Source organism: Pseudomonas sp. IT-232MI5 (assembly GCF_949767845.1).
Lineage (GTDB): Bacteria > Pseudomonadota > Gammaproteobacteria > Pseudomonadales > Pseudomonadaceae > Aquipseudomonas.
Genome location: NZ_CATKQE010000055.1, coordinates 229,908 through 249,600, shown reverse-complemented (window position 1 = coordinate 249,600; position 19,693 = coordinate 229,908). Strand labels below are relative to the sequence as shown.

At 58.5% G+C, this 19,693-nt stretch carries 19 protein-coding genes; 13 read left to right on the top strand and 6 right to left on the bottom strand.

The annotated features are described in order from the left end of the window. The first annotated feature begins 12 nt into the window (after positions 1–12). From xerD to ACM6JQ_RS22050, 7 genes are all read left to right on the top strand, one after another. Positions 13–909, top strand: a complete 897-nt coding sequence (xerD, locus tag ACM6JQ_RS22080; RefSeq protein ID WP_007908976.1) for a site-specific tyrosine recombinase XerD — start codon at positions 13–15, stop codon at positions 907–909. 241 nt (positions 910–1,150) lie between these two features. Then, positions 1,151–1,882 carry a bifunctional protein-disulfide isomerase/oxidoreductase DsbC gene (gene dsbC / locus ACM6JQ_RS22075; RefSeq protein WP_007908974.1) on the top strand — a complete coding sequence of 244 codons (732 nt, stop codon included), beginning with the start codon at positions 1,151–1,153 and terminating at the stop codon, positions 1,880–1,882. Positions 1,883–2,012: 130 nt separating this feature from the next. Then, complete coding sequence (locus tag ACM6JQ_RS22070; RefSeq protein ID WP_007908972.1) at positions 2,013–3,317, top strand: homoserine dehydrogenase; 1,305 nt, start codon at positions 2,013–2,015, stop codon at positions 3,315–3,317. A gap of 66 nt (positions 3,318–3,383) precedes the next feature. Beyond that, positions 3,384–4,793 (top strand): threonine synthase, encoded by a 1,410-nt coding sequence (gene thrC, locus ACM6JQ_RS22065; RefSeq protein ID WP_414894669.1) that lies wholly within the window; start codon positions 3,384–3,386, stop codon positions 4,791–4,793. 120 nt (positions 4,794–4,913) lie between these two features. Beyond that, positions 4,914–6,287 (top strand): transporter substrate-binding domain-containing protein, encoded by a 1,374-nt coding sequence (locus ACM6JQ_RS22060; protein WP_095112563.1) that lies wholly within the window; start codon positions 4,914–4,916, stop codon positions 6,285–6,287. Positions 6,288–6,403: 116 nt separating this feature from the next. Then, positions 6,404–6,811, top strand: a complete 408-nt coding sequence (locus ACM6JQ_RS22055) for a response regulator (RefSeq protein WP_007908966.1) — start codon at positions 6,404–6,406, stop codon at positions 6,809–6,811. Positions 6,812–6,977: 166 nt separating this feature from the next. After that, complete coding sequence (locus ACM6JQ_RS22050) at positions 6,978–7,259, top strand: DUF3509 domain-containing protein (protein WP_007908964.1); 282 nt, start codon at positions 6,978–6,980, stop codon at positions 7,257–7,259. Positions 7,260–7,435: 176 nt separating this feature from the next. Here ACM6JQ_RS22050 and ACM6JQ_RS22045 read toward each other — a convergent pair whose 3' ends face one another. Beyond that, positions 7,436–8,389: a TIGR02285 family protein gene (locus ACM6JQ_RS22045; protein WP_414894668.1), complete on the bottom strand. Its 954-nt coding sequence runs from the start codon at positions 8,387–8,389 to the stop codon at positions 7,436–7,438. Continuing rightward, positions 8,343–9,542 carry a CaiB/BaiF CoA transferase family protein gene (locus tag ACM6JQ_RS22040; RefSeq protein WP_414894667.1) on the bottom strand — a complete coding sequence of 400 codons (1,200 nt, stop codon included), beginning with the start codon at positions 9,540–9,542 and terminating at the stop codon, positions 8,343–8,345. Before ACM6JQ_RS22040 ends, ACM6JQ_RS22045 begins: the two co-directional genes overlap by 47 nt. A gap of 147 nt (positions 9,543–9,689) precedes the next feature. Here ACM6JQ_RS22040 and ACM6JQ_RS22035 point away from each other — a divergent pair, with 147 nt between their 5' ends. The 3 genes from ACM6JQ_RS22035 (at position 9,690) to ACM6JQ_RS22025 (ending at position 13,388) form a co-directional block, all read left to right on the top strand. After that, entirely contained in the window at positions 9,690–10,232 is a 543-nt protein-coding gene (locus ACM6JQ_RS22035) for a YaeQ family protein (RefSeq protein WP_007908961.1), read from the top strand. A 55-nt stretch (positions 10,233–10,287) separates the two neighbouring features. After that, a complete protein-coding gene (recJ, locus tag ACM6JQ_RS22030) occupies positions 10,288–11,997 on the top strand; it encodes a single-stranded-DNA-specific exonuclease RecJ (protein ID WP_007908960.1) in 1,710 nt (569 codons plus the stop codon). A gap of 284 nt (positions 11,998–12,281) precedes the next feature. Continuing rightward, positions 12,282–13,388 (top strand): NADH:flavin oxidoreductase/NADH oxidase, encoded by a 1,107-nt coding sequence (locus ACM6JQ_RS22025; RefSeq protein ID WP_095112560.1) that lies wholly within the window; start codon positions 12,282–12,284, stop codon positions 13,386–13,388. A gap of 202 nt (positions 13,389–13,590) precedes the next feature. Here the strand turns inward: ACM6JQ_RS22025 and ACM6JQ_RS22020 are convergent, their stop codons facing one another. Further along, positions 13,591–15,219: a glucan biosynthesis protein D gene (locus tag ACM6JQ_RS22020; protein WP_007908958.1), complete on the bottom strand. Its 1,629-nt coding sequence runs from the start codon at positions 15,217–15,219 to the stop codon at positions 13,591–13,593. 392 nt (positions 15,220–15,611) lie between these two features. Between ACM6JQ_RS22020 and ACM6JQ_RS22015 the strand changes: the two genes are divergently transcribed. Then, a complete protein-coding gene (locus ACM6JQ_RS22015; protein WP_007908956.1) occupies positions 15,612–15,797 on the top strand; it encodes a hypothetical protein in 186 nt (61 codons plus the stop codon). Here ACM6JQ_RS22015 and ACM6JQ_RS22010 read toward each other — a convergent pair. Both ACM6JQ_RS22010 and ACM6JQ_RS22005 read right to left on the bottom strand, forming a co-directional pair. Continuing rightward, positions 15,794–16,000 (bottom strand): hypothetical protein, encoded by a 207-nt coding sequence (locus tag ACM6JQ_RS22010; RefSeq protein ID WP_414894666.1) that lies wholly within the window; start codon positions 15,998–16,000, stop codon positions 15,794–15,796. The genes ACM6JQ_RS22015 and ACM6JQ_RS22010 overlap by 4 nt on opposite strands. An 84-nt stretch (positions 16,001–16,084) precedes the next feature. Further along, complete coding sequence (locus tag ACM6JQ_RS22005; protein ID WP_122598070.1) at positions 16,085–16,597, bottom strand: Bro-N domain-containing protein; 513 nt, start codon at positions 16,595–16,597, stop codon at positions 16,085–16,087. A gap of 347 nt (positions 16,598–16,944) precedes the next feature. On the opposite strand from ACM6JQ_RS22005, the gene ACM6JQ_RS22000 reads away from it, so the two are divergent. Beyond that, on the top strand, positions 16,945–17,526 hold the full coding sequence (locus ACM6JQ_RS22000) for a ComF family protein (protein WP_007908952.1): 582 nt from the start codon (positions 16,945–16,947) through the stop codon (positions 17,524–17,526). A gap of 5 nt (positions 17,527–17,531) precedes the next feature. Further along, on the top strand, positions 17,532–18,089 hold the full coding sequence (locus ACM6JQ_RS21995) for a hypothetical protein (RefSeq protein WP_007908951.1): 558 nt from the start codon (positions 17,532–17,534) through the stop codon (positions 18,087–18,089). Positions 18,090–18,147: 58 nt separating this feature from the next. Here ACM6JQ_RS21995 and ACM6JQ_RS21990 read toward each other — a convergent pair whose 3' ends face one another. Next, positions 18,148–19,632: an APC family permease gene (locus ACM6JQ_RS21990; RefSeq protein WP_077571272.1), complete on the bottom strand. Its 1,485-nt coding sequence runs from the start codon at positions 19,630–19,632 to the stop codon at positions 18,148–18,150. Between the last annotated feature and the right edge of the window lie 61 nt (positions 19,633–19,693).

The following is a 19,693-nucleotide window of genomic DNA, read 5'->3' as shown; positions in this document are numbered from 1 at the left end:
TCTTGAGCGCCCATGCCTGCCATCGACCATCCGCTGATTGACCAATTCCTCGACGCTCTATGGCTGGAGAAAGGCCTGTCCGATAATACCCGCGGCGCTTATCGCAGCGACCTGGCGCTGTTCAATGGCTGGTTGCAGGAGAAAAATCTGCAGCTGATCAACGCCGGTCGCGAGCTGATCCTCGATCATTTGGCCTGGCGATTGGAGCAGAACTACAAACCGCGCTCCACAGCAAGATTCCTCTCCGGGGTGCGTGGCTTTTATCGCTATCTGCTGCGGGAAAAGCTGATCAGCGTCGACCCGACGTTGCGCGTCGACATGCCGCAACTCGGTAGGCCGTTGCCTAAGTCCCTGTCGGAAGCCGACGTCGAAGCCCTGCTCAAAGCACCGGATCTGAGCGAAGCGATCGGCCAGCGTGACCGCGCCATGCTTGAAGTGCTGTACGCATGCGGTTTGCGGGTGACGGAACTGGTCAGTCTGACGCTGGAGCAGGTCAATTTGCGCCAGGGCGTGTTGCGAGTGATGGGCAAGGGCAGCAAGGAGCGGCTGGTGCCGATGGGCGAGGAGGCGATTGTCTGGATCGAGCGTTATATGCGTGATGGCCGTGGCGAACTGCTTGGCGGCCGGCCAAGTGATGTGCTGTTCCCCAGTCAGCGCGGCGAGCAGATGACCCGCCAGACCTTCTGGCACCGGATCAAGCATCAGGCCAAGGTCGCGGGCATCGGCAAGTCGTTGTCGCCGCACACCTTGCGTCACGCGTTTGCCACGCACCTGCTCAACCACGGCGCGGATTTGCGCGTGGTGCAGATGCTGCTCGGCCACAGCGACCTGTCCACCACGCAGATCTACACCCACGTCGCCCGCGCTCGATTGCAGGATCTGCACGCCAAACACCATCCAAGAGGTTAACTCCATACCTTCCCCTGTAGGAGCTGCCGAAGGCTGCTATCTTTTGATCTTAAAAACAAAATCAAAAGATCGCAGCCTTCGGCAGCTCCTACATAAAGCGGTGTGATCTATGGCGACAGGCGCATTCGGCCACCGTGGCCTTATGTGTTAGGCTTTGCCGGTTTGCACGATGGACGGTTATGACCCGGTGTTCCGGCACGGGCGTTCTGATCGTTCCATTTGTCCGCCTTCAGGAGTTCTCATGCGTCTGACCCAGATTTTCGCCGCCGCAGCCATTGCGTTGGTCAGCACCTTTGCCGTCGCCGATGACGCGGCCGACAAAGCCATTCGTCAAAGCCTGGAAAAACTCGAACTCGAGGTTCCGGTAGAAAGCATCAGCGCCAGCCCGTTGCCGGGCATGTACGAAGTCAAGCTCAAGGGCAGCCGCGTGCTCTACGCCAGCGCCGACGGCCAGTACATCGTTCAGGGTTACCTGTTCCAGCTCAAGGACGGCAAACCGGTCAACCTGACCGAGAAGACCGAACGCCTGGGCATCTCCAAACTGATCAATGCCATCCCGGTGGCCGAAACCGTGGTTTATCCGGCCGTGGGCGAAACCAAATCGCACATCACCGTGTTCACCGACACCACCTGCCCGTACTGCCACAAACTGCACGCCGAAGTGCCTGAGCTGAACAAGCGCGGCATTGAAGTGCGCTACGTCGCGTTCCCGCGCCAGGGTCTGAACTCGCCGGGCGATGAGCAGCTGCAAGCCGTGTGGTGCTCGAAAGACAAGAAAGCCGCGATGGACAAAATGGTCGATGGCAAGGAAATCAAGGCCGCCAAGTGCGATAACCCGGTTTCCAAACAGTTCGCCCTCGGTCAGTCGATCGGCGTGAACGGCACACCGGCCATCGTTTTGGCTGACGGACAAGTGATTCCGGGCTACCAGCCTGCGCCACAAGTCGCCAAACTGGCGCTGGGCGCGAAGTAATTCGTATCGTCACGGTCAGCCGTGACGATCATGGTCCGGTAGCAGCATCGCCGGGCCATTAATAGAGAGCCGCGAGCACGCGGTTGTTTTCCGGCCGACCCCGCGTCGGCCGTTTTATGGGGAGTTCACAGTGAATCCGGTCAAAGTAGGCATCTGTGGGTTAGGGACCGTCGGTGGCGGTACCTTCAACGTACTTCAGCGCAACGCCGAGGAAATCGCTCGTCGTGCCGGGCGTGGAATCGAAGTGGCACAAATTGCCATGCGCACGCCAAAGCCTCAGTTCCAGACGACCGGTATTGCGATTACCAACGATGTCTTCGAAGTGGCCACGAACCCTGAGATCGACATCGTCATAGAGCTGATGGGCGGCTACACCGTTGCCCGCGAGCTGGTACTCAAGGCCATCGAGAATGGCAAGCATGTGGTCACCGCGAACAAGGCTCTGATTGCCGTTCACGGTAATGAAATTTTCGCCAAGGCACGCGAGAAAGGCGTGATCGTGGCGTTCGAAGCGGCCGTGGCCGGTGGCATTCCGGTGATCAAGGCGATCCGTGAAGGCCTGTCCGCCAACCGCATCAACTGGGTCGCCGGGATCATCAACGGCACCGGTAACTTTATCCTCACCGAAATGCGCGAGAAGGGCCGTACCTTCGAAGACGTGTTGGCCGAAGCTCAGGCACTGGGTTACGCCGAAGCCGATCCGACTTTCGACGTTGAGGGCATCGACGCCGCGCACAAGCTGACGATCCTGGCCTCCATCGCGTTCGGCATTCCGCTGCAGTTCGACAAGGCTTACACCGAAGGCATCACCAAGTTGACCACCGCTGACGTGAATTACGCCGAAGCGCTGGGCTATCGGATCAAGCACCTCGGTGTGGCGCGCAGCACCGCCGCCGGTATCGAGTTGCGCGTACACCCGACGCTGATCCCGGCCGATCGTCTGATCGCCAACGTCAACGGCGTGATGAACGCGGTGATGGTCAACGGTGACGCCGCCGGTTCGACGCTGTTCTACGGTGCTGGCGCCGGCATGGAGCCAACCGCTTCGTCGGTGATCGCCGATCTGGTCGATGTGGTTCGCGCCATGACCTCCGACCCGGAAAACCGTGTACCGCATCTGGCCTTCCAGCCGGATTCGCTGTCGGCCCATCCGATCCTGCCGATCGAAGCCTGCGAAAGCGCTTACTACCTGCGCATTCAGGCCAAGGACCATCCGGGCGTTCTCGCTCAGGTGGCGAGCATCCTCTCGGAGCGCGGCATCAACATCGAGTCGATCATGCAGAAGGAAGTCGAGGAACACGACGGTCTGGTACCGATGATCCTGCTGACCCACCGTGTGGTCGAGCAGCGCATCAACGACGCCATCGCCGCCCTCGAAGCGCTGGCCGGCGTCAACGGTCCGGTTGTGCGGATCCGCGTCGAGCACCTGAACTAAGTTGTTGTCCTGCACCGGCCCCGTGAACGGGGCCGTTGTTGTGAACACTCTCCATTGGAGTCAGTCATGCGTTACATCAGTACCCGCGGCCAGGCACCGGCCCTGAATTTCGAAGACGTCCTGCTGGCCGGTCTCGCCACCGATGGCGGTCTGTACGTTCCGGAAAACCTGCCACGTTTCACCCAGGAAGAGATCGCTTCCTGGGCCGGCCTGCCGTATCACGAACTGGCCTTCCGGGTCATGCGCCCGTTCGTCACCGGCAGCATTCCGGACGCCGATTTCAAAAAGATTCTCGAAGAAACCTACGGCGTGTTCTCGCACAACGCCGTGGCGCCGCTGCGTCAGCTGAATGGCAATGAATGGGTGCTGGAGCTGTTCCATGGCCCAACCCTGGCGTTCAAGGACTTCGCTCTGCAACTGCTCGGTCGCTTGCTCGACTACGTGCTGGAAAAACGCGGCGAGCGCGTCGTCATCGTTGGCGCCACCTCCGGTGATACCGGTTCGGCCGCCATCGAAGGCTGCAAGCACTGCGAAAACGTCGACATCTTCATCCTGCACCCGCACAACCGTGTGTCCGAGGTGCAGCGTCGCCAGATGACCACGATCTTCGGCGAGAACATCCACAACATCGCCATCGAAGGCAACTTCGATGACTGCCAGGAAATGGTCAAGGCGAGCTTCGCCGACCAGAGCTTCCTCAAAGGCACGCGTCTGGTGGCGGTGAACTCGATCAACTGGGCGCGGATCATGGCCCAGATCGTCTACTACTTCCACGCCGCCCTGCAGTTGGGCGGTCCGGCGCGTTCGGTGTCGTTCTCGGTGCCGACCGGCAACTTCGGCGATATCTTCGCCGGTTACCTGGCACGCAACATGGGCCTGCCGATCAACCAGTTGATCGTCGCCACCAATCGCAACGACATTCTGCACCGCTTCATGAGCGGCAATCAGTACGTCAAGGACACCCTGCACGCCACGCTGTCGCCGTCGATGGACATCATGGTTTCGTCGAACTTCGAACGCCTGCTGTTCGACCTGCACGGTCGCAACGGCGCAGCAATCGCCGATCTGATGGATTCGTTCAAGCAGGGCGGCGGTTTCAGCGTCGAGCAAGAGCGCTGGACTGAAGCGCGCAAACTGTTCGACTCGCTGGCCGTAGACGATGCGCAGACTTGCGAGACCATCGCCGAAGTCTACGAGCAGACCGGCGAAGTGCTGGATCCGCACACCGCCATCGGCGTCAAAGCTGCGCGCGAATGTCGTCGCAGCCTGGACATTCCAATGGTCATCCTCGGTACCGCGCACCCGGTAAAATTCCCGGATGCGGTGGAGAAAGCCGGTGTAGGAAAAGCGCTCGAGCTACCTGCACATCTTTCTGATTTGTTTGAGCGAAACGAGCGCTGCACCGTTTTGCCAAACGAGCTGAAAGCCGTGCAAGCCTTTGTCAGCCAGCATGGCAACCGCGGCAAGCCGCTTTGAGCCATTAAAAGCTGTCACATTTTGAAGCCCGTCTCCTGACGGGCTTTTTTGTTTCTGCTGCCACACTGCTCGGGTTTTCACCCATGAAGGACGGGTGAGTCGATCACGAAGGAAGTGGCAATGCTGTTTTATAGAGGTTTGAAACCGGCACTGGGTGTATTGTTTTTGTTCGGATTGTTGGCGTTGATGCGCTGCAGCATGGCGGCGCAATTGGCGCTGCACGCTGATGCCGTGACGTCCAGAGTCCAGCCCATCGAACTGGCTCCACACGAGCGTCAATGGATTCGCGACAACCCCAAGGTGACGGTGACGTCGGTGCAGTATCCGTTGTATCTGTTTCAGGATGAGCACGGGCAGTGGAGCGGCTTGAACAACGACGTGCTCAAGCGCATAACGGCGATGACCGGGCTGCAGTTTGAGCATCAGGAGTCGTTCTCAACGGATCACATGCTCGAGCGCCTGGAGAGCGCAGCGGCCGATATCAGTACAACCTTGGCCATGAGCGAGGAGCGCAAGGCATTCCTCGATTACAGCCACGCGTTCGGTGGTGCGGGCTGGGTGTTTGTCGGCCGCGCCGACGCACCTCGGCTGGATGCTTTCGAGCAGTTGAGTAAACGGGTGCTGGTGCTGCCGGCCCGGCATGCGCTGGAGGACATGATCAGGCGTGACTTTCCTTCGATCGAGATTCGCTCGGTCAAGACCTACGCCGAAGCACGGGCACTGGTCGAAAGTGGCGATGCCTACGCCACTATCGAAAACGAAATCGGCGCACAGCTTTACCCGCTGGGTTTGCTCAAGGTCGGTGGTCTGGTCGAAGGCAAATGGGAAGCGGATAACCTGGCCGTACGCAAAGGCATGCCAGTGCTTCTGAGTATTCTCAACAAGGCCCTTGAAGCGTTTCCCGCAGCCGAACTGCGGGCGATCCGCCTGAAATGGCTGGAAGGTATTGCACCGGCGCCCGTGCCTTCAGTCTGGCAGCAAATGCTTGAATGGGGTTGCTGGGGCATGGTCGGGCTTGGCGTGTTCGGCCTGCTGTCGCTGATATGGAATCGGCGTCTGGCCGCCGTGATCAAACTGCGGCGCGCGGCGGAAAAGGATCTCGGCGATCAACTGGCATTTCAGCATGCGTTGATCGACTCCATGCCGGATCCGGTGTTTGTCCGTGATCTTCAAGGGCGACTGATCATGTGCAATCGTAGCTATGAGGAGGCCCTGTCGGTTCGACTGGATCAGGTGCTGGGGCGCTTGCTGATCGAGGTCAACGCGCTGCCCGAAGCGACGGCGCTGATGTTGCACGATGAATTCATGGTGCAGTTGCGCACGCGCAAATCGCGTTTCAGCAAACGGCGATTGCAGTTCAAGAGTGGCCCCCGTGAGGTCTATCAGTGGACGGTGCCGTTTTACAGCGCCGACGGCAAACTGCGGGGGCTTTTGGGCGGTTGGACAGACATCACTCAGCGCCGTACAGAGAGCGGGTGTCGATGTCTGCAATGAAGATGGGAAATGTCCTATAAGACGCGACTACTTTTCCGATGGGAGGCTTAGGACGGCTGCCCTAGAGTGACAACAACTGCGGTGAGAGTCCGCGATTGTCGCTCCAGAGGTCGCTTATGCGCTCGCTTAAAGTCCTGATACTTGAACCCAATCCGTTCCAGCTGATGGCATTGCATCAAATGCTCAATGCCATTGGCATCTACGACGTACTGACGGCGCCGTCGCTGGCTTCGGCGCTGTCTTCGCTGGACCATCGCGGTGCGGTCGACATCGCTATTTGCGATCCGCAACTCAAGGGCGGCGATGGCCTGGCACTGATCCATCATCTGGCGGTTCAGCATGAGGCGCGTGCGCTGATCCTGCTGGGAACGGTGGCCTCGAGCTTGCTGAACGATCTCGAACCCTTGCTGTGCGAACACCACTTGCGGCTGTTGGGGCGCCTGCAAACGCCGGTGTCGGCGGTGTTGATGCGCGGTTTGCTCGACAGTTACCTGATCGCTGCTTCGCCACCCGTGCGGGGTTGACCGGGACGGTTATTTTTCTGTCATCTTCGCCGTGCATGCTCTGACAGACCGGTGACACTCCAGAAACGGGGTAGTCGGTATGCAGAACTTTCTTCTCGGGCCGGTGGTCATTTATTGTGAACACGCCCCAGGCACACAGTTTTCGGACTATTGAGTGGAGATCGAGATGGAAAGTATCAGTCTATTGCTCGGTGAGGCTCTGAGCCCGTATCAGGTTTCGTTGTCTCCAAACGGTTCCCATGGCGAATGCCTGGTGACCTTGAAGAACAGCAGCGGCGCCATTGTGGTAGAACGCGAATTCAATCAGGCACAACTGAGCGACAAGCGCCAACTGACCGATGTCGTTGACGGTTTGCACCGCGACGTTCTGATTGCTGAAGGACGGCTGGAACCGTGTGTGATCGCGGCATTGCGCAACGCAGCACTGGACAAACGTGCGGCGTTGTAAAGATGAAATATTTTTTGTGGGAACCTTCCTGCATCCCTGTCAGTCAGACCCCATAACAGCAGGATCAAGCATTGTGCTCCGGTGCTTGTCGCTTGCTGCTACGGGTCTTTATGTAGGCCACGTTTAACCCCGAGTCGTCTCCCCACTTCTCGGGGTTTCTTTTGTCCGGCGTTTGCCTATTGCGCTGCCTGGTGCTCGAAAAATTTGCGGGCTTCTTCGAGATAATCCTCACGTCGGTCGGTGTCCAGCCAGGCGGCATAGAGCTGATTGAGATGGTCATGGGGCAGGGTGCGCAGCAGTTGGTTGATCTCGCTGATGGCCTGGCGTCCCTGGGTGGTGTCGGAACACGCCACGTAGCCTGAGAGATATTTTCCCGTGCCGCGAATCGGATAAAACTCCAGCTCATCCTCGGCGATCTGCGCCTGCCTGGCCTGATAGCGGATTTCCGGCCAGTAACCCAGCACCACCTGCAACCGGCCCAGACGCTGCATCGACAGCAGATTGGTCAGTGCATCGTTACCGTAATGGGGCGTCAGTGCGCCGCTGGGGGCCTGATTCAGAATGTTGTCGATAAATTCGCCATAACTGCGCTCAGCGACCACGCCGACTTTTCTGTCGGTGGCGGTCAGCAACGCCGACAGATCGACTTCGCCGTCCACCAGATAGGAATCAAGCACCGCGCGATCCTGTTGGCGAACCACCAGGCCGTTGCTCACCGCGCGAATCGCCGGGATCGAATACGCCACCCACTGTGCGCGCTCTTTGTTCCACAGCAGCGCGGGGTCACAGGCAAACGGGTTTTCATGAAGCATCTGCAGACCACGGGCGCGATTGACCCGCATCAGCGTGTGTTCGTACTGCGGCATGCCGGCGATCAGCAACGGCATCAGTTGATCGATCACACCCTGGCCCTTTTTCGGGCCTTCGAAAATGGTCAGTGGCGGCAGGTCACGCAGCAACCAGATCAGCGTCGGTTTCGCCTGCGCGCCGGTCGACAGCGTGAGCAAAAACAGCAAGCCGAACAACCGCCACGTCCACCAGTGATGGGCGCGGTTGCTGTGCGATGTCTGCCGGCGTTTCAGCTTAAATGGCTCCGTCTTCGCGCAACTTGGCGATCTGTCTCTCGTCATAGCCAAGTTCGTGAAGTACCTGCGTATTGTGTTCACCCAGTTGCGGCCCGACCCATTCTGAACTGCCCGGTGTCTCAGAGAGTTTCGGCACAATGCCCGGCATCTTGAAGTCTTTGCCGTCAGGCAGCTTGGCGTGCAGGAACATCTCTCGGGCCAGGTACTGTGGATCGTTGAACATGTCCTCGGCACTGAAGATCCGGCTGGCCGGCACCTCGGCCTGATTGAGCAGGTCGAGCACGCTTTGCAGCGGCAGCGAATTGACCCAGCGATCAATCACGCCATACAGCTCGTCGCGGCGATTATCGCGGCCGTCATTGCTGGCCAGTGTCGGATCGTTGGCCAGATCTTCGCGGCCGATGATCAGCATGAAGCGTTTGAAGATTGCATCGCCATTGGCGCCGATTTGCACGTGTTTGCCGTCGGCGCTGGTGTGAATAGAAGAGGGTGTAATGCCCGGCATGATGTTGCCGGTGCGCTCGCGGATAAAGCCGAACACGTCGAACTCCGGCACCATGCTTTCCATCATCGCAAAAATGGCTTCATACAACGCCACATCGACAACCTGACCGGTGCCACCGTTGACTTCGCGATGACGCAGCGCCATCAGTGCGCCGATCACACCCCACAGTGCGGCAATCGAATCGCCGATGGAAATCCCGGTACGCACCGGTGGCCGGTCCTCGAAACCGGTGATGTAACGCAAACCGCCCATGGACTCGCCGACCGCGCCGAAGCCCGGTTGATCTTTCATCGGCCCGGTCTGACCGAAACCGGACAGCCGGACCATCACCAGTTTCGGGTTCAAGGCGTGCAGGGTTTCCCAGCTCAGGCCAAGCTTTTCCAGTACGCCGGGGCGGAAGTTCTCGATGAGAATGTCGGCTTCACTGAGGAGTTTTTTCAGGATCGCCAGACCTTCAGGGTGTTTGAGGTTCAGCGTCAGTGATTTCTTGTTGCGCGCCTGGACGAACCACCACAGCGACGTGCCTTCGTACAGTTTTCGCCATTTGCGCAAGGGATCACCGCCGTCGGGCGATTCGATCTTGATCACTTCGGCACCGAACTCGCCGCAAATGCGCGAGGCAAAAGGCCCGGCAATCAATGTACCCAATTCAATGACTTTCAGACCCGAGAGCGGTTTGCTGGTGAACGGCATGCGAAATCCTGTAGGACAAAGGCTGAGCAGATACAGCGTTTTAACATAGCCGGCTGTCAGACGCCGCAGCTTGATCGCCATCAATTCGATGATTGCCTACCGCATCGGTTAGACTTGCCGACTTTCCTCGTATCAAGAAGCCCGTTCATGGCCCAGCCGTCCACTACCTATAAATTTGAACTGAACCTCACCGACCTCGACCGCAGTGTCTACGAGAGCGTCAAGCAGACCATCGCCCGTCACCCTTCGGAAACCGAAGAGCGCATGACCGTGCGACTGCTGGCCTACGCTCTCTGGTACAACGAGCAGTTGTCGTTCGGCCGTGGTCTGTCAGACGTGGATGAACCTGCGCTGTGGGAAAAGAGCCTGGATGATCGTGTTCTGCACTGGATCGAAGTCGGCCAGCCAGACGCCGACCGTCTGACCTGGTGCTCGCGTCGCACCGAGCGCACCAGCCTGCTGGCCTACGGCAGCCTGCGTGTCTGGGAAACCAAGGTGATCCCGGCGATCAAGAACCTGAAAAACGTCAACATCGCTGCTGTCCCGCAAGAAGTGCTGGAAACCCTGGCCAAGGACATGCCCCGCGTTATCAAGTGGGACGTGATGATCAGCGAAGGGACGATCTTCGTCACCGACGACCGTGGTCAGCACGAAGTCCAGTTGCAATGGCTGCAAGGTGAGCGCGGCTGATCCCGCGTCACCACCGGAATAATCCCACGTAATCAAGAGAAGTCTCCGTCACCCCATGCGTATCGAACCTCGTCAACTGCCTGCCACTCTGCCTTTTCTCGGTGATCTGCCGCCGCTGTTGACCCGCTTGTACGCGGCGCGGGGCGTGCAGTCCGAGGCAGAGCTGGACAAGAGCCTGGCGCGGTTGATCCCGTTCCAGCAACTCAAAGGCATAGACGCAGCGGTAGACCTGCTGGTGACGGCGCTGGAACAACGTCAGCGCATCCTCATCGTCGGCGACTTCGATGCGGACGGCGCGACGGCCAGCACTGTCGGCATGCTCGGTTTGCGCTTGCTCGGTGCGGCGCACGTCGATTATCTGGTGCCGAACCGTTTCGAGTATGGCTACGGCCTGACCCCGGAAATCGTCGAAGTTGCGCTGACCCGCGAGCCGCAATTGCTGATCACCGTCGACAACGGCATCTCCAGCGTCGAAGGCGTGGCAGCAGCCAAGCGTGCGGGTCTGAAGGTCTTGATCACCGACCACCACTTGCCCGGTGATGAGCTGCCGCAGGCCGATGCGCTGGTCAATCCGAACCAGCCCGGTTGCGAATTCCCGAGCAAGGCACTGGCCGGCGTCGGGGTGATTTTTTACGTGTTGATGGCGTTGCGCGCGCGTTTGCGCAGCCTCGGCTGGTACGAGAACAAGCCGCAGCCGAACATCGGTGAACTGCTTGATCTGGTAGCGCTGGGCAGCGTTGCCGACGTGGTGCCGCTGGATGCCAATAACCGGATTCTGGTGCATCAAGGGTTGGAACGAATTCGCGCCGGACGCGCACGGCCGGGGATCAAAGCGATCCTGGAAGTGGCCAAGCGTGACGCTGCACGCATTACTTCCACGGATCTCGGCTTCATCGTCGGCCCGCGCCTCAACGCCGCCGGGCGTCTGGATGATATGAGTCTGGGCATCGAATGCCTGCTCACCGCCGACGCCAACCTGGCCCGGGAAATGGCCGCACAACTGGACGGCATGAATCAGGATCGCAAATCTATCGAGCAGGGCATGCAGCGTGAAGCGCTGGCGCAGCTCAAGGACTTGCCGGTGGAGTCGATGCCGTTTGGCCTGTGCCTGTTCGATCCGGAATGGCACCAGGGCGTGATCGGGATTCTCGCGTCGCGGATGAAAGAGCGTTACTTCCGTCCGACCATTGCTTTTGCTGATGCCGGTGATGGTTTGCTAAAAGGTTCGGGCCGTTCGGTGCAGGGCTTCCACATTCGTGATGCCTTGAGTGTGGTGGCGGCGCAGCATCCGAACCTGATCGCCAAGTACGGCGGCCACGCAATGGCCGCCGGTCTGACCTTGCCGCAGGAGAATTTTCCGCTTTTCGCCGAGGCCTTTGACGCTGAAGTGCGTAGGCAACTTCGCGAGGAAGACCTGACCGGGCGCATGCTGTCGGACGGCACACTGGCGGTGGAAGAATTCCACCTCGAACTGGCTCGCGCCTTGCGCCATGCCGGGCCTTGGGGGCAGCACTTCCCGGAGCCGCTGTTTCATGGCGTGTTCCAGTTGGTCGAGCAGCGCGTGGTCGGTGAACGTCATCTGAAAGTGGTGCTGAAGAGTGAATGTGGCTCGGTGAAGCTGGATGGCATCGCGTTTGGTATCGACCGGGATATCTGGCCGAATCCGACGATTCAGTGGGTTGAGCTGGCTTACAAGCTCGACGTTAATGAGTTTCGGGGTAATGAGACTGTTCAGTTGATGATTGCCCACATCGAACCGCGCTGAAGATCAAAAGATCGTCCGATCGCGGCCCGAACCTTCGGCAGCTCCTACATGGGAATGCGGTTTCCTGTAGGAGCTGCCGAAGGTTCGGGCCGCGATCGGACGATCTTTTCTTGAATTTCCCGCGATCCCCCGTTGTCGACTAGGCTCTAAGCACTGCTTGATTGGCCTTGTGACGTCTTGTCGAATTTTTTGCCCGCGGGGGCGGGTGCTGCGCCTTTTTCCTGTCACTCGTCGACTATTCAAACAGAACCCTGGAGCCTGCCCACTGATTTGAGAGGTGCCCCATGAGTCTGCTGCTTGAACCCTTCACTCTTCGCCAACTGACCTTGCCCAACCGCATCGCCGTGTCACCGATGTGCCAATACTCGAGCGTCGACGGCCTGGCCAACGACTGGCATCTGGTGCACCTCGGCAGCCGCGCCGTGGGCGGTGCCGGCCTGGTCTTCACCGAAGCCACGGCCATTACCGCCGACGGGCGGATCACCGCCGAAGACCTTGGCCTGTGGAACGACGAACAAATCGAACCGCTGCAACGCATTACCCGATTCATCACGTCGCAAGGCGCAGTCGCCGGCATTCAATTGGCCCACGCCGGGCGCAAGGCCAGCACCCATCGGCCGTGGATCGGCAAGCATGGCAGCGTCAAACCGGAAGATGGCGGCTGGACGCCAGTCGGGCCGTCGCCGATTGCTTTCGATCCGCAGCACACGCAACCGAAACAGCTGGATGAGGGGCAGATTGCCGACGTCATTCAGGCGTTTGTCGATGCTGCCAAACGTGCTTTGACGGCTGGTTTCAGTGTGGTTGAGGTGCATGCGGCGCATGGTTATCTGCTGCATCAGTTTCTCTCGCCGCTGAGCAATCAGCGTCGTGATCAATACGGTGGTTCGTTTGAGAACCGTATTCGTCTGGTGCTGCAAGTTACCGAGGCGGTGAGGGCGGTCTGGCCTGAGGAATTGCCGGTGTTTGTCCGCGTGTCGGCGACTGACTGGGTGGAAGACGGCTGGAATCCGGACGAAACCGTGGAGCTGGCGCGACGCCTGCACACCCTTGGCGCGGATCTGATCGACGTGTCGTCGGGCGGGACAGCAGCCAACGCTGAAATTCCGGTGGGGCCGGGTTATCAGACGCGTTTCGCCGAGCGTGTGCGCAAGGAGTCAGGCATCGCCACCGGCACTGTGGGAATGATTACCGAGCCGGCGCAGGCTGAGCACATTCTGCGCACCTGTCAGGCCGACATCATCTTCCTTGCCCGCGAGCTGCTGCGTGATCCGTACTGGCCGCTGCACGCGGACGATGATCTGGGTGGGCGCAAAGCGGTGTGGCCGGCGCAGTACCAGCGTGCGACTCATCGGGATCAGCCGATTCATGAGTCTGATCTGCGCGATTGAGTTGGTAGCGGTAAAGCAAAAAGCCCCGGTCAGTGATGGCCGGGGCTTTGTTTTGTCTGATGATCTTTTGTTGAAATACTGCCGTCATCGCTGGCAAGCCAGCTCCCACAGGTTTGGCGTCGTACACAAAAATTGTGATCAACACCAAACACTGTGGGAGCTGGCTTGCCAGCGATGAGGCCCGTGCAGGCGCCTCAAATCATCAAGGGTATTTACGCTTGTCCGGCGCCGGCGGGAAGTACTGGTACAGCCAGGTCTCGCTCAACGTGCGGTCATTGGTGCGGATAAACAAGCGCAGCTCCACCGGCTCCACGCTGTCATTGGTCGGGTACCAGTCGAACAGGATCCGGTAACCCTTGATGTCATCCAGCACCAGCACGCTGAAGTCCTGCACCTTGCCGTTCGAGCAGGTCACCACGGGCTCGATCCCGGTGCCCGGCGGCAGTCGATCCAGACCGCCACCGTTGAAGTCCACGGCAAAACGGCGCGCCCACACCGGCGGATAGTGCTCGCCCGGTGCCCAGCCTTCGGTGAATCCGCCCATGCCGGAACGGGTCGCGTGCACCCGTGCCAACGGCGTACCCACTGGCGGTAATGCGCTCCAGTAAAGCTTGTAGCCATAGTTCAGCGAATCGCCGGCAGCCACCGGTTTTTTCGGGGTCCAGAACGCCACAATGTTATCGAGGGTCTCGCCGGTGGTAGGGATTTCCAGCAGATCGATCGAGCCTTCGCCCCACGCGGTGGTCGGTTCTACCCACAGGCTCGGGCGCTTGCTGTACCAGTCGACGGTGTCCTGGTAGTTGGCGAACTCGTGGTCGGTCTGCACCAGCCCGAAACCCTTCGGATCCTTGTCCGCAAACGCGTTGAACTGCAGGGTCGCCGGGTTGTTCAGCGGACGGCAGATCCACTCGCCGTTGCCGCGCCACATCGCCAGACGATCCGAGTCGTGGATCTGCGGGTGGATGGTGTCGCACATGCGGCGCTCGTGGGTGCCGCAACTGAACATACTGGTCATCGGCGAGATGCCCAATTGCTCGATCGCCGTGCGCGCATTGATGTGCGCATCGACTTCCATTACCACGCGCTCGGCCTGGCAATCGATGTCGAAACGATAAGCGCCAGTGGCACTTGGCGAGTCGAGCAGGGCATACACCACAAATCGGGTGGCGTTCTTGTCCGGGGTCTCGAACCAGAACTTGGTGAAGTCAGGGAATTCTTCGCGTTTTTTCGCGTAAGTGTCGATCGCCAGGCCGCGCGCCGAGAGGCCATATTGGCCAGTGGCGTCTACCGCACGGAAATAGCTGGCACCGAGGAACGACAACACATCGTGACGATCCAGCTCTGGCGCTTTGAACAGCTTGAAGCCGGCAAAACCGAGGTCACCCTTGAGCTGCTGGGTGTCGACTGACGTGTTTTCATAGTTGAACAGTGCCGGGCGGAAATGCACTTCGCGGGCAGTGCGCGTCTTGGCGTCGACGCTGTACATGCGCACCGGCTGACGGAACCCCATGCCGACATGGAAGAACTGCACGTCCAGTTGGCCCTTGTTTTCCTTCCACAGCGAATGCTCGCCGTCGTAGCGGATCGCGTTGAAGTTCTGCGGGGTCATGGTCGCCAGGGTTGGCGGCAGCACCTGTTTGGTGTCCTGATAGGCGCTGCCAGCCAGTTGCTTGGCCTGGCGCTTCAGCGCTTCGAAGTCGAAGGCCTGCGCCTCGCCATCGGCGGCGCCGCCATTGGCCGCCCACGCACGGCTGGCCAGCAGGCCAGTGGCCGAAAGACCGGTGTAAGCCGCAATGGCCATGGACGCTTTGAGCAAATTCCTGCGATGCATAAATACAACCTGTCGTGTGCAATCCCGCGCCGTTCCTGGCACGTGCTGGATCAGAAATAACGGTTCGGACAAGCCTTCGGCCAAACGCAACGGACTATTAACAGATGCCCGCTAGCTTAAACGGTTCGCTCGCAATGCAAAATTCGTTGATTCACCGCGCCAGTGTGTCAATGAAACAAGACATGTCGGTTAAAAATCTGACAGGGCGTTCTGATTTACACGGCATATCTGCTTTTTTCGACTAATTACTCTAAAAACCGCTTTTCAGCGCCGATTTAATTTCTATTCTATGGGCATGACCGGTGCTGACCGGTAGGGCACACGGCGCTGCTGTAAGGGGCAGGGCGATGTGGTGGTTTAGCAATTCTTTGAAGTATTGAAGGACATCGTCCATGGCAAAAATACAAGGTATCACCGACATGCTGGGCATCTTTCCCTGCCTCGGCAGCGGCCGCAAAAGGCGTCGGCTCAGCTCTGACGAAGTGAAGCTGGTTGAGCGATATCGGGAGCTTTCGGAGAACGACCGGATTGCGATGCGGTACCTGGTGGATGCGATGCGGAGTGTTTCGCGGTTTTAACGCTGGGGTGGGCACCGGGAAAGCCATTCGGCTTTTTCGCTGGCCAGGTCAATCAAATTGCCTGCGTCGGCATCGTCGATGCCGACGGCAATGGCTTTCTGAAGCTCGGCACTGTCGTTTAGTTTCAGGTAAGAGATCGCAAAGCTTTCATCGCAGGGAATGACTTCCTCAATCTGAGGAAATTTGAGAACAGTTCTACTCATCTGAATTCAACTCGCTAGAGGGGACACGCTAAACCTGTGGCGAGGGAGCTAGCTTCCTCGCCACAGGTTTTTTGTTTATGAGCCTTAGCTGCAAGTGGCCAGAACCGGATACGGCCGTTGGCCGTGCATTAACTCCGGCACATCCCGCCATTTGACCCACGCCTGCTGTTGCCAGTGCAGCAACGGCACGGTGACGCCTGCCCAATGCATCGAACTCACGCTGGGGTGGTTTTTCACAGAGCTTGAATGGGTTTCGCGCAGCATCGGGATGACTTCATGGCTCAGCCATTGGCGCAGGTGTCGGTTTTCCGGGACGAAGTGATGGACGAGCAGGGCGAACAGGCCGGATTCGCTGACCATCGCGCAATCGATGATTTCGCCGTCCCGACGCAGAAGGACATGGCGACGCTGGTCGGGATCGAGTTTCAGAGTAAGGCGTTCGTTCAGCGGATAGCCCATCAAGCGACCGAGATCCTGAACACAGAACCAGGTTTCGTGATCTTGCATGAAGGCGTGGAGGAAACGGTTGTGGCGGGTGAAGACGACGGGGGTGAAGAAAGCGGAGCTTTCAGAAGGAATTTGTACGTGGTTAGGCATTTTTCGACTCCAATATTGAGAATAGAGCCGCCACTCAAATGAGTGCGGTCACGCCGTTTTGATATTTACTCCGGCTCCGACACCGGGCCGCTGATTTCGCTGCCGAGAGAAAGCCTATCGGCTAGCCACCTACTACGCCAAGTCGGCTCTATCGATACCTTCTGTAGGAAAGAGGATTTATCTCTGAGGGTCGTATCTGTAGGAAATGCCTGTTTTTGCATAGGTGCCAGCGAGCCCGCCCCTAACCAGTGTTTTTTCCGTTATTTGTTTGAATCTTGCGCATCGCTGCAGATGCTCGGCCCTTGGTTTCAGGGCTCAAAGGATTGTTAGGAATAACGGAGAATTCAATGAAGGTGTCTCTCAAGCAGATCAACGGCCCTTGGGATCAGGGCTGGGTGCTGGACAAACACATGGTAAGTAGTACCTTTCTTGGCAACGATGATCGCGGACACCCATGCTTCGATAATCAGCGCACTGAGATTGGCGAGGCGACCTACCGGCTCAAATACCAGAAGGACTGGACTCAGGTCAGCCCACTTGCTCAGGCAGTAGCGACAAATGTCTTCCCAAAACTGGATCAGGTCGGGTTTGTAGTGCCTATGCCTGCTTCAAATATTCGTCAGCGACAACCGGTAACTGAGGTTGCCCAGGCGTTGGGACGAATTATCGGTCGGCCGGTTTTCTCGGATTTGCTTCGAAAAGCGACCACGGGAAAGTCGCTCAAGGATTTGCATTCGAAAGCAGACAAGGTTGCTGCGATTGGAGACAGTTTCAGCGTCAATGATGAAATCACCACTGATGGGCGCTGGAATGTTTTGGTTGTAGATGATTTGTTTGATAGCGGGGCGTCCATGGACGCGGCCTGCGCTGTTTTGCGTAAATATCCGAAGGTAGGGAAAATTTACGTCGCAGCGCTAACTTGGAAGTGAATTCAATGACGACTGTATTTATTGCCGGCTCTATCAACATCAAGAACCTTGATCCGAAGGTTAAAGAGCGCATCAATAATATCGTAGCGTCAGATTTTGAGGTGGTGGTGGGTGATGCTGGGGGCGCCGATACCTCCATTCAGGAGTACCTGCTGAGTCTCGAACGATCCAGAACCACGGTGTTCTGCAGCGGTTCGGCGCCGAGGAACAACCTAGGGCACTGGCCCGCCAGAACAGTCGACTCCAAGCATTCCAAAGGGTCGAGAGCTTTCTTCACCGAGAAAGACGTCGTCATGGCCGAAGCGGCTGACTACGGCTTGATGATCTGGGATGCAAAGAGCACAGGTACGCTCAGCAACGTCATTGAATTGTTGTCGAGAAAGAAGAAGTCGCTTGTTTTCGTCAACAAGGAAAAGCAATTCAAAGTAGTCGGAGACGTTAGTCAGCTCGAAGAGTTGATTGCATTCATGTCCGATCACGCCAAGCAAAAAGCCAATGAAAAAATCAAACTGTTCGACCGTATTTCCCTGTTGAAGCACGATCAGGCAGAGCTTTCTTTTTGATGATGTTTCACGGCTTGCCTGAACCCCGGCACCTTGTCGGTGCCGGGATCACAGGCTCTTAGCGACTCACCTTCCACGCATCCCCAGCCGGCGCCTTGCCATGGTCATACGGCTTGCCAATCCACATGTAAACCAAGCCCAACCCAATCACGATCGCAGTACTCAACACCATCGCATAGTTCACATACCAAGCCGCATCCGGCGTACGTGGCCAGGCCATGTTGATGATTGCGCCAACGCCGTACACCAGCGCGCCGATGTTCACCGGCCAGCCCCACGCGCCTAGGGTGAATTTGCCGCTCGGTTTCCAGCCTTTGCTGCGGGCGTACAGTGCGGCCAGGACGATCATCTGGAATGCGAGGTAGATGCCGATGGCGGCGAAGCTGACGATGGTGGCCACGGCGTCTTGCAGGAAGAAGCCGAGGGCGATGATCAGCGCAGGCAGGACGCCGGAGACGAACAGCGCAGCAACCGGCACTTGGGTTGTAGGAGAAATCTTTTTCAGCAGTCGGCTGCCGATGACCATTTCATCGCGAGCGTAGGAGTACAGCAGACGGCTCGCCGCGGCTTGCAGGCTGATGACGCAGGAGATGAAGGAAATCATCACCACGCCCATCACCACTTTCGAACCGACCGGACCGAAGGCGTTGTTGAGGATGGTGGTGACCGGGTCTTTGTCGGTGCCGTTGATCACCGCTTGCATGTCCGGCACGGCGAGGATCAGCGCCAGGCAGGCGAACATTGCTGCGATGCCGCCGATGTAGATGGTCATGCGCATGGCCACCGGGATTTTTGCGCTCGGGTTCGGGGTTTCTTCGGCGACGTCGCCGCAGGCCTCGAAGCCGTAGTAGAGGAACATCCCCGCCAACGACGCGGTGAGGAACGCCGGCAGGTATGAGCCGTCGACGCTGATGTCGAAGGTGTTGAACAGCACGCTCAGCGGTTGATGGCGTTCGAATACCAGCAAGTAAACACCGACGATCACTGCGCCAACCAGTTCGCAGAGGAAGCCGAACATAGCGATACGCGCCAGCACTTTGGTGCCGCTGAGGTTGACCAGTGTGGCGAACAGGGTCAGCACCAGGGCGATGACGATGTTGGTGTTGTTGCTTGGCTCGAAACCGAGCATGGCGGCCAGGTACGGGCCAGCGCCGACGGCAACTGCAGCAATGGTGACGCAGAGGGCGATGGAGTAGATCCAGCCGACCATCCATGCCCATTTTTTACCGACCAATCGGCGTGCCCAAGGGTAAACACCGCCGGAAATCGGGAACTGCGAAACCACTTCGCCGAAGATCAGGCACACCAGCAATTGGCCGCAACCGACCAGCAAGTAGGCCCAGAACATCGGTGGGCCGCCGGCGGCGAGGCACAGGCCGAAGAGGGTATAAACCCCTACGACCGGTGACAGATAAGTGAAGCCCAACGCGAAGTTTTCCCACAGGCTCATGCTGCGGTTGAAGTTCGAGGTGTAGCCCAGTTTGCGCAGTTGTTCGGCATCGCTGTCGGCAACGGCTGCGGCGAGATCGGGTGAGGAACTCATGTGTGTTTTGCTCCGTGAAATCGGCAGATTTCGGATGGCCAAGGCCGTGGCGGGGCTTTGT

Coding starts and splice junctions, on each gene's coding strand:
- ACM6JQ_RS21990 (WP_077571272.1), bottom strand. CDS start 19,632: ATGAGTTCCTCACCCGATCTCGCCGCAGCCGTTGCCGACAGCGATGCC.
- recJ (WP_007908960.1), top strand. CDS start 10,288: ATGCGTATCGAACCTCGTCAACTGCCTGCCACTCTGCCTTTTCTCGGT.
- ACM6JQ_RS22040 (WP_414894667.1), bottom strand. CDS start 9,542: ATGCCGTTCACCAGCAAACCGCTCTCGGGTCTGAAAGTCATTGAATTG.
- ACM6JQ_RS22020 (WP_007908958.1), bottom strand. CDS start 15,219: ATGCATCGCAGGAATTTGCTCAAAGCGTCCATGGCCATTGCGGCTTAC.
- ACM6JQ_RS22015 (WP_007908956.1), top strand. CDS start 15,612: ATGGCAAAAATACAAGGTATCACCGACATGCTGGGCATCTTTCCCTGC.
- ACM6JQ_RS21995 (WP_007908951.1), top strand. CDS start 17,532: ATGACGACTGTATTTATTGCCGGCTCTATCAACATCAAGAACCTTGAT.
- xerD (WP_007908976.1), top strand. CDS start 13: ATGCCTGCCATCGACCATCCGCTGATTGACCAATTCCTCGACGCTCTA.
- ACM6JQ_RS22060 (WP_095112563.1), top strand. CDS start 4,914: ATGCTGTTTTATAGAGGTTTGAAACCGGCACTGGGTGTATTGTTTTTG.
- ACM6JQ_RS22035 (WP_007908961.1), top strand. CDS start 9,690: ATGGCCCAGCCGTCCACTACCTATAAATTTGAACTGAACCTCACCGAC.
- ACM6JQ_RS22050 (WP_007908964.1), top strand. CDS start 6,978: ATGGAAAGTATCAGTCTATTGCTCGGTGAGGCTCTGAGCCCGTATCAG.
- ACM6JQ_RS22045 (WP_414894668.1), bottom strand. CDS start 8,389: ATGACGAGAGACAGATCGCCAAGTTGCGCGAAGACGGAGCCATTTAAG.
- ACM6JQ_RS22005 (WP_122598070.1), bottom strand. CDS start 16,597: ATGCCTAACCACGTACAAATTCCTTCTGAAAGCTCCGCTTTCTTCACC.
- ACM6JQ_RS22000 (WP_007908952.1), top strand. CDS start 16,945: ATGAAGGTGTCTCTCAAGCAGATCAACGGCCCTTGGGATCAGGGCTGG.
- ACM6JQ_RS22025 (WP_095112560.1), top strand. CDS start 12,282: ATGAGTCTGCTGCTTGAACCCTTCACTCTTCGCCAACTGACCTTGCCC.
- ACM6JQ_RS22055 (WP_007908966.1), top strand. CDS start 6,404: ATGCGCTCGCTTAAAGTCCTGATACTTGAACCCAATCCGTTCCAGCTG.
- dsbC (WP_007908974.1), top strand. CDS start 1,151: ATGCGTCTGACCCAGATTTTCGCCGCCGCAGCCATTGCGTTGGTCAGC.
- ACM6JQ_RS22010 (WP_414894666.1), bottom strand. CDS start 16,000: ATGAGTAGAACTGTTCTCAAATTTCCTCAGATTGAGGAAGTCATTCCC.
- thrC (WP_414894669.1), top strand. CDS start 3,384: ATGCGTTACATCAGTACCCGCGGCCAGGCACCGGCCCTGAATTTCGAA.